We start from the raw sequence: 12,668 nt of genomic DNA, 5'->3' as shown, positions 1-12,668 counted from the left end.
AGATGTGTATAAGAGCCAGGCGCTGGAAACTCCAGACAGACTGTCCGGAATCAATACGGTAGACGCCGACAGAACCGCGCCAATAGCTACTGCCAGTAAAAGCTTATTGATGAGCATGTCGTTCTCCGTCCTGTAATTCAGATTGGAACCTTCATGAACAGTGCAATGTGCTGATTTTTCCCCGTGGGAACTTGATGAACAGTTCAGCGCACCGATTTATTCGGCGGGAACATTGAAAAAGAGTGCAGCGTTCAGCTGGACCCGCGTCTAAAGGGTCAGTTTCAAAGAGTCAGTGAATGCTCGAGGCCAGTTCAAAAATCGGGATGTACATCAGGATCACGATCACCCCGATCAACAGACCGATGAAGGTCATGAGCAAGGGTTCGAACAGCCGCACGAACCATTCGATCCAGCGGCTGATTTCTTCGTCGTAGAAGTCGGCGCTGCGCTCCATCATCTGCCCGAGGTTGCCGGACTGTTCGCCGGCTCGCAGCAGGCGCAGGGACACGGGGGTCACCAGGTGATTGAGTTCCAGCGCGGTAGAGAGTGATTGCCCCTCGCGCACCCGGTCGCAGGCCTGGTCCAGGCGCGTGCGGGAGGCGACGGTGAGCAGGCCACGGACCATGCCCATGGCGGTGACCAGGGGAATGCCGCCTTGTAGCAGAATCCCCAGTGAACGGTAGAAACGCGCCAGTTCATACATGAAGATGCGCTGGTGCACCGCAGGGAGTTTTTCGATCAGGTGGTCCAGCCCCCGACGAAAGGCCGGCTGGCGCTGGAGCAGGGTGAGGGCGACGATGATGGCCAACAAGCCACCGAAGAATTCACCCTGGTGGGCGTGCAGGAACATGCCGCTGCTCATCAGGATCTGCGACATCCAGGGCAGGTTCGACCCCAGTCCTTCAAACACCAGGCTGAAGCGCGGCACGACATACCCCATCAAAAACAAAACCACGCCACCGCCCACCACCAGCAACAGCAAGGGGTAGATCGACGCGCTGATGATCTTCTGGCGAACCTCGTCCATGCGTTGGCGATAGCTGACATAACGGCCCAGGGCATCGCCCACGGCGCCAGTCTTTTCACTGGACTGCACCAGCGCCACGTACAACGGGGGGAAAACCGCCGACAGCTGGCTCAGGGCCTGGGAAAACGATTTGCCCTCGTAAAGCAGGCGGACCAACTCGTTCAAGGTCTTGCGGGCCTGTGGCGCGTTTTCCTTTTCCGCCAGGCTTTCCAGGGCATCGATCAACGGCAGGCCGGCGTTGAGCAGGGTGGTCAGTTCCTGGCTGAACAACACCAGGTTGAACGTCTCGCGCTTGTGCAGGCGCAAGGCGCGCCAATGTCGTTCGGCGTGCAGGCTGACCACCCGCAGGCCCTGATCTTCGGCGATGCGCCTGGCTTCGCTGTGCCCCGGTGCCTCGACGGTCATCGAGACCACACCGGCCTTGCCGACAGCCTTGAGATGAAAGCGCATGGTCGCCATTCCCGTCAGTTCCAGTTGGTGACTTCGGCGTTCTCGCCTTCGCCACCGGGCTGCCCGTCCTTGCCCATGGACAACAGGTCGTACTCGCTGTTTTCACCGGGATAGCGATAGGCGTAGTTGCGGCCCCAGGGGTCTTGCGGGAGTTTTTTCTGCAGGTACGGGCCGGTCCAGCGCGGTTCGTCGGCGGGGGCGGTGACCAGCGCCTGCAAACCCTGTTCGGTGGACGGGTAATGGCCAACTTCCAGGCGGTAAAGGTCCAGGGCCTTGCTCAAGCCTTCTATCTGCGCCTTGGCCACTTTCACTTCGGAGCGGCCCAGTTGGGCGAAATACTTCGGCGCCACGATGCCGGCCAACAGCCCCAGTACCACCAGCACCACCAACAGTTCGAGCAAGGTGAACCCGCTTTGGGTTCGCCGGGCATAACACAGTCGCTGATTCATGATGACCTCATAACAGTCGGCAGCAGAGTTGCCATGTAGTTGCATGCAATTGCCATGCTCACGATTGCCGACCCTTGCGCGCCCCCTTGCTGCGGGCCTTCTCGCTTACGGCACAGTGCTTGCGTATGGCTGGTGCACGACTGGCCATTGGGGCAATACCCCCAATTTTCGGGGCCGGAAAGGGGAGGTATAACAATGAAGACACTCACCGCCGGATTGCTGGGTTTCCTTGTGTTGGCCAGCGCCGCACAGGCCGATGTGTTTGTTTCCGTGGACGCCAACGGCAGCTACGTCCTGTCCAATGTCCACCGCCCCGGACGCCACTATGAGCGGGTGATTCGTGAGCCCGATGCGCCGGTGGTCAGCCTCGATCAGCAACCGCAGATGATCGCCGCGCAACCCTATGCCGAGCTGGTGGCGGCGGCGGCCACGGCCAACGAACTGCCGGCGGCGCTGCTGCACGCAGTGATCAAGACCGAATCGAGCTACAACGCCCGCGCCACCTCACCCAAGGGCGCTCGCGGGCTGATGCAATTGATGCCCGCCACCGCCCGCGAAATGGGGGTGACCAATGTCTACGACCCCAAGGCCAACATCCAGGGTGGCGCCCGCTATCTCAAGCGCCTGATGACGATGTTCGACAACGATATCCGGCTTGCCGTGGCGGCCTACAACGCCGGCCCGCAAGCGGTGCTCAGCCGGGGCAACGTAGTCCCGCCGTTCGCCGAAACCCAGCGTTATGTGCCCAGTGTGCTGAACCAGTATCGGCGTTTGCAGGGGTTGCCCGCGGATGCGCCGCTGTGATCGAACACCCGGGGAAATTTCCCCAATAGTGGGGAATAGTGGCCCCGGCGAAAAAGTGGGGGGATTGGGTGGGGAATATCCCCCGACCAATCAAGTCGTGATCATAACAATCTGATTAATAAAGTATTTTTTTGTGGCATGCGGATTGCTCCGGACGATTTATCGAAGTGTTCCCCCGATAACCCGCAGCGAGGCCCGAGTCCATGATTGGCATATCCCACGCTTGGTCCTTGATTGATTTGCTTACCCCCCCTGTGGGAGCGAGCTTGCTCGCGATGACTGCTTTCCACTCGCCAACGATGTCGACTGTCAGTCCGCTATCGCGAGCAAGCTCGCTCCCACAACGGGGCGGGTAAGACAGGTACAGATCGGTAAAGAGGAATGTTGCTGAAAACAGGAGCAACCCTTGTCCGGCGTCGTGCCGGAATTTCGGGTCAATCCCGGTGATACCCACTAACGAGGAAACCGACATGGACCGATTCGCGCATTGCGGCCTGCTGACGTTTTGCCTGTTGGCCTTCGGTATCGACCAGGCGCTGGCTCACTCGGCGGACGAGCACACCGGGCACGACATGGCGGCCAGCACCGCCAGCCCGGAGAACGCCCGGATCAGATTTGCCGACGTGGCCCTGCTGGACCAGAACGGCAAGGTCGTCAACCTGGAAAAAGACCTGGTCAGCAACAAAATCGTGGTCATGGGTTTCATTTACACCCGTTGCACCACGGTCTGCCCGGTGATGTCCTCGATCATGGGCAGGGTGCAGAAACAGTTGGGCGCGCGGGTCGGCACCGAGGTGCAATTGGTGTCCATCAGCATCGACCCGCAGCATGATGATCCCCAACGCCTGAACGACTACGCCCGCACCTTCCAGAAAGGGCCGGGCTGGAGCTGGCTGACCGGTTCGCCGCAGGCGGTCGATGCCACCCTCAAGGGCCTGGGCGTCTACAGCGGTGACTTCGAGAATCACTCGCCACTGATTCTGGTGGGGGACGGCAACAACCGCTACTGGACCCGCTACTACGGTCTCACCGAACCGACAGAGCTGGCCCGGGCCGTCGAGAGGCTCAGAGGCGAACGCAACGCCCACGCCAAGCACACCGCCATCGCCATGGAGCACCAGCCATGAGCGCCATCGACAGGAAAACCGGCTTCCCCGACACACCCTTGCAGGACCAGAACGGCAGCACCTTTATCTCCCTTACCAGTGATCCGCTGCGCAACACGCCAGCGGTACTCAAGGCTTGCACCTTGAAACAGGGCATCGATGGGCCCCACTGGTTTTTTCTTACCGAAGACAAGGTGCAAATGGACCTTGTATGGGGTCGCATCGACCAGATCGTGCCGACCCCCTTGCAGCACTCCACACGGTTGATCGTCGGTGACGCGGCGAACAGACGCTGGAGCAAAATCCGTCCCGCCGCCCCGGCCGCCGCCATTGCCCAGCGCTTGCAGTTGCTGACAATGCCCGTGGCCAGTCGCTGAGCCACGGCCATGAATACTGCCCTCGTCCTTGGCCTGCTGCTCTTCGGCAGCATCGCGCTCACCGCCCAGGCGCTGCCGCTGAGCCTCAGCGAAAGTGCCGGTAAACGGTTGTACCACGAAGGCGTGTCGGCCAGCGGCGAACCGATCATGGTCCGGGTCGGCGCAGCGGGCGTGCTGCTGCCGGCCACCCGCGTGCCGTGCGCCAATTGTCATGGCGAGGATGGCCTCGGGCGCCCGGAAGGCGAGGTGCGACCGCCGGACCTGCGCTGGTCGCGACTGGCCAGCAGCCAAGGCCAGCAGCACATCAACGGCCGCAGTTATCCGGCCTACAGCGAAATCACCCTGGCGCGGGCGGTGCAAGAGGGGCGCGACCCGGGCAACAATCGGCTCGATCCGACGATGCCACGGTTCGTGTTGTCGATGATCGACCAACGCAACCTCACGGCGTACCTCAAGCACCTGGCCGAAGACCGCGTTCCGGGACTGGCCCCCGACAGTCTGCACCTGGGTACGTTGTTGCCGGGTTCCGGCCCCTTGGGCGAGGAGGGCATCACGGTGGCAGCGGTGCTCAATGGCTGCGTGGCGCGCATCAACGAGGCGGGCGGAATTCATGGCCGGCAGTTGCGCCTGACCATCCTCGACCCCGGCGCCGACCGCGCCAGTGCCGAAAAGGCGCTGGACCGGTTGATCAATGAAGAGCAGGTGTTTGCCCTGATCGCACCGATGGCGCCGGCATTGGACCTGAACTTCGCCATGCGTCTGGAACAGGCCGGCATTCCCCTGATCGGGCCGCTGTCCTTGCAGGGCACGCTCCACACCAGCCCGCAGATATTCGAGCCACTGCCGGGCCTTCGCGACCAATTGATCGCCCTGGCCAACTACGCCAGTGCGAGCCTGCGGGTGCTTCAGGGGCCGACGCTGATCGCCTACCCGGACGAACCTGGCCAACGGCTGGCGGCGCAGGAGCTCAGCAAGTACTTGCAGGGGCACGCCTGGCAAAAGGTGCGCCTGCAAGCCTATGACCCGGCCGGGGATGATTTTCCCTTGGGGTCGCGCTCGGTGTTTTACCTGGGCAGCAGCAGCGGCTTCAGTCGTCTGGCCGAGCGTTTGCAAACGGCGGGGCAGGTGCCTTACCTGTTCGCCGCCTCGAACCAGGTGGCGGGCAATCTGATGCAGGTGCCCAGCGGATTTTCCCGACGGGTGTTCCTGGCCTATCCGTTCGTGCCCAGCGACTGGACCCAGGCCGGGCGCCTGGCCTTGACCCAGTTGCGCGAACACCAGGGCCTCGGTGGCCAGCATGCGGTGCTGCAAGTGGGCGCGTTCAGTTCGATGATGCTGCTCAGCGAAGGCATGAAGCAGGCCGGGCGCAATGCCAGTCGCGAGAAGCTGGTCAGGGCCCTGGAAGGCTTGCGTGACTTCGATACCGGGCTGACACCGCTGATCAGCTTTGGTCCGGGCCGGCGCCTGGGCTTGAGCGGTGCCCATATCGTCACGGTGGATCTGCCGGACCAGCGTTTCTATCTGGTCGCGCCCTATAAACCCATTGCTGCCAAGCCCTGACCGGAGGCCGATCATGAAACTCGATACCGCCCGGTGCAGACGCTTCCACTGGCGAAACCGCAGGGCTACGCTTAACCGGGATGAGGGCGTCGGCGCCATTGCGCTCGCGCAATCGAATCGAACGGATTGCCGATCAATAGGGGGTTTCCCCAACAGTGGGGGGAAAAGTCCAGTGCCAATCACGTCGCTTTCCCCGTTTTTGGGGGATGGAATTGCGCTACGAAAAGGCATTGTTTTTTAAATTCAAGGACATGAAGTCCTCAAATTACCGGTGCCCAGCCTGGCATGAAGTGTGCGTTAGTCCTGTCAGGACGCGCACTCCGTCAGGTTCAAAATCCGGACCTGCGGTTTCAAGGAGTCCACCTTGTTGAATAAAGTACTGGTTGTTGATGACGAACAGTTGCTGGCGCAGAACCTCCAGGGTTACCTGCAGGCGCAAGCACTGGAAGTCCGGATTGCCCACGACGGTGCGCAAGGAATCGCTGAAGCCGATGATTTCGCGCCCGATGTGATGGTGTTCGATTACCGCTTGCCCGATATGGAAGGCTTTCAGGTGCTCGATGCCGTCCGCCAGAACAGGAAGTGTCATTTCGTGCTGATCACAGGGCATCCAACCGCAGAGGTTTGCGAGCGGGCCCGGCAACTGGGCGTCAGCCATATCCTGTTCAAACCGTTTCCATTGGCGGAATTGGCCCGTGCCGTGCTTGATCTTCTGGGCAGGCAACGCGAACCCAAAGTGGGGGTGAGCACTTCCGAAGGCTTTGTCGAACGACGCCAGAGCAGGACCGAGAGTTTCCCGCTGCAGTTGTACGACGGTAGCTGGGTGCTGGCAGATCGCCGAAAAAGTACATCGGCCTCCAAGGCGCCAGACGACGAACAGTTGCTCACCGGGGAGTAGTGGCGCGACAAGACGTTCCGGCCTCCGCCGAATGGCTCGCCGCGCCGACAGGGCCCAAAGCCCCGGGCGTAGGAGAGCAAGCCATGGACCGTCTATCCTTTGCCGTAGAACCGGCGCAACCGGAATGTTCACCGACTCGTTTTACCAGTGAGCAACTGGCCCAGGCCCGAGCCCTGGCCACCAGTTCCGGCGAGCGGATGCTGGACGCTTTGGGGCGGCTGTGCGCACTGGCTCCCATGCCTTTCATTCAATGCCTCGGCGTAACCCTGCACTACCCGGTGCTCGACACCGACAGCCTGTTCAATTCCACGCCGGTGTTCGACCGGGTGACCCTGGCCCAATGCCTCAAGCGCGAATTCACCCTGTTGCGTCACAACGATGCGGTCATCGGTGTGTTCGCCGACCCCTTCGACAGTGCACGCCTGGCCTGGATCGATGAGTGCCTGCAAGGCGCGCCGCTGTACCTGGTGCATGCCGATGACCTGAAGGCCTATCTGGCGCGTCACGAAGAGAGCTTCCATGCGGTGGAGTCGCTCAACGCCCAGAGCGACGCCGGCGCCGAAACCGATAACCTGCAAAGCCTGTCCCTGACCAGCATCAGCGAAGACTCCAGCGTCGTGGTCAAACTGGTCAACTCGACCCTGTACGACGCGCTGAAAATGCACGCCAGCGACATCCACCTCGGCACCACCGGCAGCGGCCTGGTGATCAAGTACCGGATCGACGGCGTGCTCAACAACATCAGCAAAATCCAGGGCAGCGAGTTCGCCGAGCAAGTGATTTCCCGAGTCAAGGTCATGGCCGAACTGGACATTGGCGAAAAACGCGTGCCCCAGGATGGTCGCTTCAAGATCGGCATCAGCGGCCGACAGATCGACTTCCGGGTGTCGATCATGCCGAGCATTTTCGGCGAAGACGCGGTGCTGCGGGTACTCGACAAACAGGACCTGGCGGACAAGGTCTGTGGCGTGCAGTTGCAGGCCCTGGGCTTTGAAGAAGAAACCCTGCGCCAGCTGCGCCGGCTGGCCGCCGAACCCTACGGCATGGTGCTGGTGACCGGGCCGACCGGTAGCGGCAAGACCACCACCCTGTACGCGATGATCACCGAGATCAACCACGGCGTGGACAAGATCATCACTATTGAGGACCCGGTGGAATATCAACTGCCGGGCGTGCTGCAAATCCCCGTCAACGAGAAGAAAGGCCTGACCTTCGCCCGGGGCCTGCGCTCGATCCTGCGCCATGACCCGGACAAGATCATGGTCGGTGAAATCCGCGACCCGGACACCGCACAGATCGCCGTGCAATCGGCGCTCACCGGTCACCTGGTGTTCACCACCATTCACGCCAACAACGTGTTCGACGTCATCGGCCGTTTCACCCAGATGGAAATCGATCCCTACAGCCTGGTCTCGGCACTCAATGCCGTACTGGCCCAGCGTTTGATCCGCCTGGTCTGCACCAGTTGCAGCAGCCCCTACAGCCCGACGCAAGAAGAGCTGGAGGTCTCGGGGCTTGATCCGCAAAAGGTCGCTCACTACCGGTTCGTCCATGGCAAGGGCTGCGGGCATTGCCGGGGCACCGGTTATCGCGGGCGTAGCGCAATTGCCGAGTTGCTGCACCTGGACGACGAATTGCGGCAAATGATCGTCGAACGCCAACCCATTTCGAAAATCAAGGCGCACGCCTGCAAACGTGGCTTGCGCCTGTTGCGCGAGTCGGCGCTGGAGATGGTGGAACAAGGCCGGACGACTCTCGAGGAGATCAATCGTGTCACTTTTATCTCGTGAGCAATTTGTCGCCGTGCTCGGCGCAAGCGGTGTTGGCCTGGGGCAGCGGCAAGGCGCTGCAACCCACTGGCTGGGCAGCGTCGGCTACATTGACGAAGGCTTCCAGGCCTGGACGGTGGCCCTCGATACCCTCGACCGTTTGTTGGCCGAACACACCGTTGCCAGGGCGGAACTGACGGTGGTGATCTCCGGGCACTTCAGCCGCTATTGCCTGGTGCCCTGGAGTGAGCAGATCAGTAGCCCGGCCGAATTGCTCGGCTTCGCCCAACTGTGTTTCGAAGACCTCTACGGTGCCCCGACACAACCCTGGAGCCTGGTGCTCTCGGCCGAACCCGCCGGTTACGACCGCATCGCCACCGCGCTGCCACAGGACTTGCTCGAACGCCTGCGCGCCCTGGTCAGGGCTCGCGGTTTGCGCTTGCGTTCGGTGCAGCCGTACCTGATGACGGCGTTCAACCATTTCGATAAAAGCTTTGAGGCCGGGGATTTCCTGTTCGTGGTCGCCGAACCGGTGCGCAGCGTGTTGCTGCTGGCCAGGGAAGGGCGCTGGACCTCGGTGCGATCGGTGGGCAGCAGCGACAGCGATGCGGCGCTGACCGCGTTGATCGGTCGTGAACACCAGTTGCAGGCTTCCAGCAGCGAACGGCCGTTGAATGTCTACCTGCATGCACCGGCGCGCATCGATTCGCCTCCTGACGTGCCTGGTGTGCATCTGCGCACCCTCGAAGAAGACCGGACAGCCGTACGCGATTGCCTGTACCTCATGTCTCGGGCGGTGGCCTGACATGCGCCCCCTGATGCTCGACTTTCAGCCGCGCCGCCGTGCAGGCCCCTTGGGCTGGAGCCTGCTGGCCGGTGGCGTGGTGCTGACACTGACCTGCCTGCTGGTGCAACAGCACCTGAGCCACGAAGCCGAACAACAGCAAGGTCATCTGCAAATCACACAGCGAGTGCTCACCGGCGATACCGGCAGCAAGCTCAGCCTGACCCCGGCGCAAATTCGCGAGCAGGCGCATAACCTGGCGGAAATGCGCAAGGTCTCCCAGCAGTTGCGCCGCCCTTGGGAACGCCTGTTCGCCACCCTCGAAGCCATGCCGCGGGACAACATTGCCCTGCTGACCCTGACCCCGGACGCCCGCAAGGGCCAGGTGCGGATCAGCGCCGAGGCACTGGACCTGGACGCCATGCTCGATTTCCACCGCCGTCTCGAAGCCAGCGACGAGCTGTCCGACGTATCGCTGCTGAGCCACGAAATTGTCGCCAACGTGCCGGAACACCCGGTGCAGTTCAACCTGTCGGCTACCTGGGAGATCGGCGATGCAAATCCATAAATTGATCGTCCACGAATACCTGCAAGGCCTGGGCGTTCCGGGGCTGGCAGGGATGGCCATGCTGGTGCTGGCGCTGAGCTATGGCCTGGTGGGATTGCTGCCGGACTGGGAGTCGCTGCAAAGCCTCAGCCAGCAGACTCGCGAAGCCACCGAGTACCTGGCCAAGGTCGAAGACGGCAGCGTGGCCGCGCCGGTGGTGCCGCAGCGCCAGCTCGACGATTTTCGCAGCAAGTTGCCGTCCCAGCCCCAGGCCACCGTGGCCATCGACAAGATATACGCCCTGGCTGCCCAGGAACGCATCACCTTGTCCCGGGGTGAATACTCACTGGGCGTGGACCCCAAGACCCACCTGGCCCGTTATCAGATTCTGCTGCCGGTACGTGGCAGCTACCCGCAACTGCGGCGTTTCCTGCACGCCTTGCTCGGCCAGTTGCCGGCGGTGGTGCTCGAGGATGTGGAGCTACAGCGCAAGAATATCGCCGATACCGACCTGACCGGGCGGATCCGCATGACCCTTTACCTGTCGAGGTCATGATGAATACCAAACGAGTGTCGGGTTGGGTGGCGTTCTTCGGTGTAGCGGCAGCGCTCGCCTGGCTCCCCGAATACTTCAATCAGGCCGGCGACAGCGACCTTGCGGTGGCCACCGTGGCTACGCCAGCCAAGGGCAAGACCCCTGGCGCATCGACGGCTGCATCGAGCGCCGCTGCGCTGGCGCCGATCAAGGACCTGAGCCCGGCAGGCGACCTGTTCGCCGCCCGCAGCTGGATAGCGGCGATGGCCCCGGGCACCGTCACTGAACAACCGGTAGTCGTTACTCCTGTGGTGCAAGTCCCCACTGCACCACCGTTGCCCTTCCAGTTTGTCGGCAGGCTGGATGACCGTTCCGATCTGCAGGTGTTTTTGCAGAGCGGCGAAAAAATATACGTCGTGCGCAAAGGGGATGTCATCGACGAAACCTGGCGGATCGAGCGGATTTCCGATAAGGAACTGAGCCTGGTCTACCTGCCTCTGCATTTGGCGCAGACCTTGTCTGTGGGGAGTACGGAATGAGCAAATCCCGTTTGCTGATGAGCCTTTGTCTCTGCGCGGGGCTGGCCGCATGCAGTTCGGCGCAGGTTGCCAGGGATGAAGCTTCGGCCCTGATCGAATCGGGCCAATATGAAGCCGGTCTGGCGCGCATCGAAGAAGGATTGCGGGAAAACCCTCGCGATACCGAACTGCACATGGCTCTCAACAGCGGACGGGCCCGCGCCGTGACGGCGCTGCTGACCCAGGCCGACATGGACCGCACCCAGCGTAATTTCGCGGGGGCCCGCATGACTTACAGCCGGGTCTTGAACATCGAACCGAACAACCGTCGTGCCCAGGATTCCCTGCGCCAGCTCGACTACCTGCGCAGCATGGATGAGAAACTCGAACTGGCCCGTGGCGACCTGCGTCGCGGTGACATCTACGGTGCCGACCGCCAGGTCAGACAGATTCTCGAACTGGACCCGAAGAACGAAGGCGCCCTGGAACTGCAAGGCAGCATCCGCCTGGTGCAGAGCCGCAACGTGGTGCAGTACCCACAACTGCGCACGCGCCTTGACCGGCCGGTGACCCTGGAATTTCGCGATGCCAACCTCAAGACCATTTTCGAAGTGCTGTCCCAGGTCGCCGGCCTGAACTTCATCTTCGACAAGGACCTGCGCCCGGACATGAAAGCCACGATCTTCGTACGTGACGTGCGTATCGAAGACGCCGTGGATCTGCTGCTGCAACAGAACCAGTTGCATCAGAAAGTGGTCAATGAAAACACCGTGCTGATCTACCCGGACTCGCCGCAGAAACTCAAGGATTACCAGGAGCTGGTGATGCGCACCTTCTACCTGACCAGCATCGATGCCAACACGGCGTTGAACATGATCAAGACCATGCTCAAGACCCGCGACGTGTTCGTCGATGAGCGCCTCAACACCCTGACCATGCGCGATACCGGTGACGCTGTGCGCATGGCGGAAAAACTCCTGCAATCGCAGGACCAGTCCAACCCGGAAGTGGTGCTGGAAGTGGAAGTGATGGAAGTCGCCCGCCAGCGCATTCTCGACCTTGGCCTGCAATGGCCAAACACCTTCGGCGTGGTCAACAGCGACGGATCGGCGGTGACCCTTCTCGATCAGCTCAAGGGCATCAACTCCGACCGCATCACGATCTCGCCATCGCCCCAGGCCAAGATCAATGCCCAGGACAAGGACATCAATACCCTGGCCAGCCCCGTGATTCGGGTCAGCAACCGCGAACAGGCGCGCATCCACATCGGTCAGCGCGTGCCGATCATCAGCGCCACCTCGGTGCCTTCGACCCAGGGCCCGGTAATCACCGAAAGCGTGACCTACCTCGACGTCGGTCTGAAGCTCGAAGTGCAGCCCATCGTGCACCTGAACAACGAAGTGGCGATCAAGATCGCGCTGGAAGTCAGTAACGCCACGCCGCTGACACCGACCGCTCAGGGCACCATTCCGGTCCAGGTCGATACCCGCAACGCCCAGACCACCTTGCGTCTGCATGACGGCGAAACCCAGATCCTCGCCGGTCTGGTGCGCGACGACCACGGCGCCACCGGCAACAAGATTCCCGGCCTTGGCGACATTCCCGGCCTGGGTCGCCTGTTCGGCAGCAACAGGGACGACGTCATCAAATCCGAACTGGTGCTGTCGATCACCCCGCGGATCGTGCGCAATCTGCCGTACCAGAGTCCGTCGGACATGGAATTCCCGACCGGTACCGAAACCAGCATGCACATCCAGGCACCGGACCGTTCGATGAGCACCACGGTTCAGGTCAACCCCATGGCCGCCCCGATCGCCACCACCGTTACCGTCGGGAAGCCTTGA

General features: G+C 61.8%; 12 protein-coding genes and 1 pseudogene. 11 read left to right on the top strand and 2 right to left on the bottom strand.

Going from position 1 to position 12,668, the window contains the following annotated elements:
• Window positions 1-289: 289 nt before the first annotated feature.
• On the bottom strand, window positions 290-1,477 hold the full coding sequence (locus tag KGB20_RS16600) for a type II secretion system F family protein (protein WP_154910961.1): 1,188 nt from the start codon (window positions 1,475-1,477) through the stop codon (window positions 290-292).
• Between the two features lie 14 nt (window positions 1,478-1,491).
• A complete protein-coding gene (gene gspG / locus KGB20_RS16595; protein ID WP_057715501.1) occupies window positions 1,492-1,926 on the bottom strand; it encodes a type II secretion system major pseudopilin GspG in 435 nt (144 codons plus the stop codon).
• Window positions 1,927-2,121: 195 nt separating this feature from the next.
• Here gspG and KGB20_RS16590 point away from each other — a divergent pair, with 195 nt between their 5' ends.
• The 11 genes and pseudogenes from KGB20_RS16590 (at window position 2,122) to KGB20_RS16540 (ending at window position 12,668) form a co-directional block, all read left to right on the top strand.
• Entirely contained in the window at window positions 2,122-2,730 is a 609-nt protein-coding gene (locus KGB20_RS16590; protein WP_102672815.1) for a transglycosylase SLT domain-containing protein, read from the top strand.
• A gap of 470 nt (window positions 2,731-3,200) precedes the next feature.
• A complete protein-coding gene (locus KGB20_RS16585) occupies window positions 3,201-3,857 on the top strand; it encodes an SCO family protein (RefSeq protein WP_150814701.1) in 657 nt (218 codons plus the stop codon).
• Window positions 3,845-4,213, top strand: a pseudogene (locus KGB20_RS16580) (hypothetical protein); the annotation flags it as partial. The gene KGB20_RS16585 and the pseudogene KGB20_RS16580, both read left to right, overlap by 13 nt.
• 9 nt (window positions 4,214-4,222) lie before the next feature.
• Window positions 4,223-5,773 carry an ABC transporter substrate-binding protein gene (locus KGB20_RS16575; RefSeq protein ID WP_154910963.1) on the top strand — a complete coding sequence of 517 codons (1,551 nt, stop codon included), beginning with the start codon at window positions 4,223-4,225 and terminating at the stop codon, window positions 5,771-5,773.
• Window positions 5,774-6,137: 364 nt separating this feature from the next.
• Window positions 6,138-6,671, top strand: a complete 534-nt coding sequence (locus tag KGB20_RS16570; RefSeq protein ID WP_154910964.1) for a response regulator — start codon at window positions 6,138-6,140, stop codon at window positions 6,669-6,671.
• An 83-nt stretch (window positions 6,672-6,754) separates the two neighbouring features.
• Window positions 6,755-8,461, top strand: a complete 1,707-nt coding sequence (locus tag KGB20_RS16565; RefSeq protein ID WP_150814697.1) for a GspE/PulE family protein — start codon at window positions 6,755-6,757, stop codon at window positions 8,459-8,461.
• A complete protein-coding gene (locus tag KGB20_RS16560) occupies window positions 8,442-9,245 on the top strand; it encodes a hypothetical protein (RefSeq protein WP_057715493.1) in 804 nt (267 codons plus the stop codon). The genes KGB20_RS16565 and KGB20_RS16560 overlap by 20 nt, the downstream gene beginning before the upstream one ends.
• A 1-nt stretch (window position 9,246) precedes the next feature.
• A complete protein-coding gene (locus KGB20_RS16555; RefSeq protein ID WP_057715492.1) occupies window positions 9,247-9,792 on the top strand; it encodes a PilN domain-containing protein in 546 nt (181 codons plus the stop codon).
• The gene (locus KGB20_RS16550; RefSeq protein ID WP_150814696.1) at window positions 9,779-10,327 is read left to right on the top strand and encodes a GspMb/PilO family protein; all 549 of its coding nucleotides are present in this window, start codon (window positions 9,779-9,781) and stop codon (window positions 10,325-10,327) included. The genes KGB20_RS16555 and KGB20_RS16550 overlap by 14 nt, the downstream gene beginning before the upstream one ends.
• Window positions 10,327-10,845 carry a hypothetical protein gene (locus KGB20_RS16545; protein ID WP_154910965.1) on the top strand — a complete coding sequence of 173 codons (519 nt, stop codon included), beginning with the start codon at window positions 10,327-10,329 and terminating at the stop codon, window positions 10,843-10,845. Before KGB20_RS16550 ends, KGB20_RS16545 begins: the two co-directional genes overlap by 1 nt.
• Window positions 10,842-12,668: a secretin N-terminal domain-containing protein gene (locus KGB20_RS16540; RefSeq protein ID WP_154910966.1), complete on the top strand. Its 1,827-nt coding sequence runs from the start codon at window positions 10,842-10,844 to the stop codon at window positions 12,666-12,668. The genes KGB20_RS16545 and KGB20_RS16540 overlap by 4 nt, the downstream gene beginning before the upstream one ends.

The organism is Pseudomonas sp. BF-R-30 (genome assembly GCF_019956175.1).
Taxonomy (GTDB): domain Bacteria; phylum Pseudomonadota; class Gammaproteobacteria; order Pseudomonadales; family Pseudomonadaceae; genus Aquipseudomonas; species Aquipseudomonas jessenii.
Note: the sequence above shows the minus strand (reverse complement) of the source record. Positions and strands in the feature narration are given on the sequence as shown.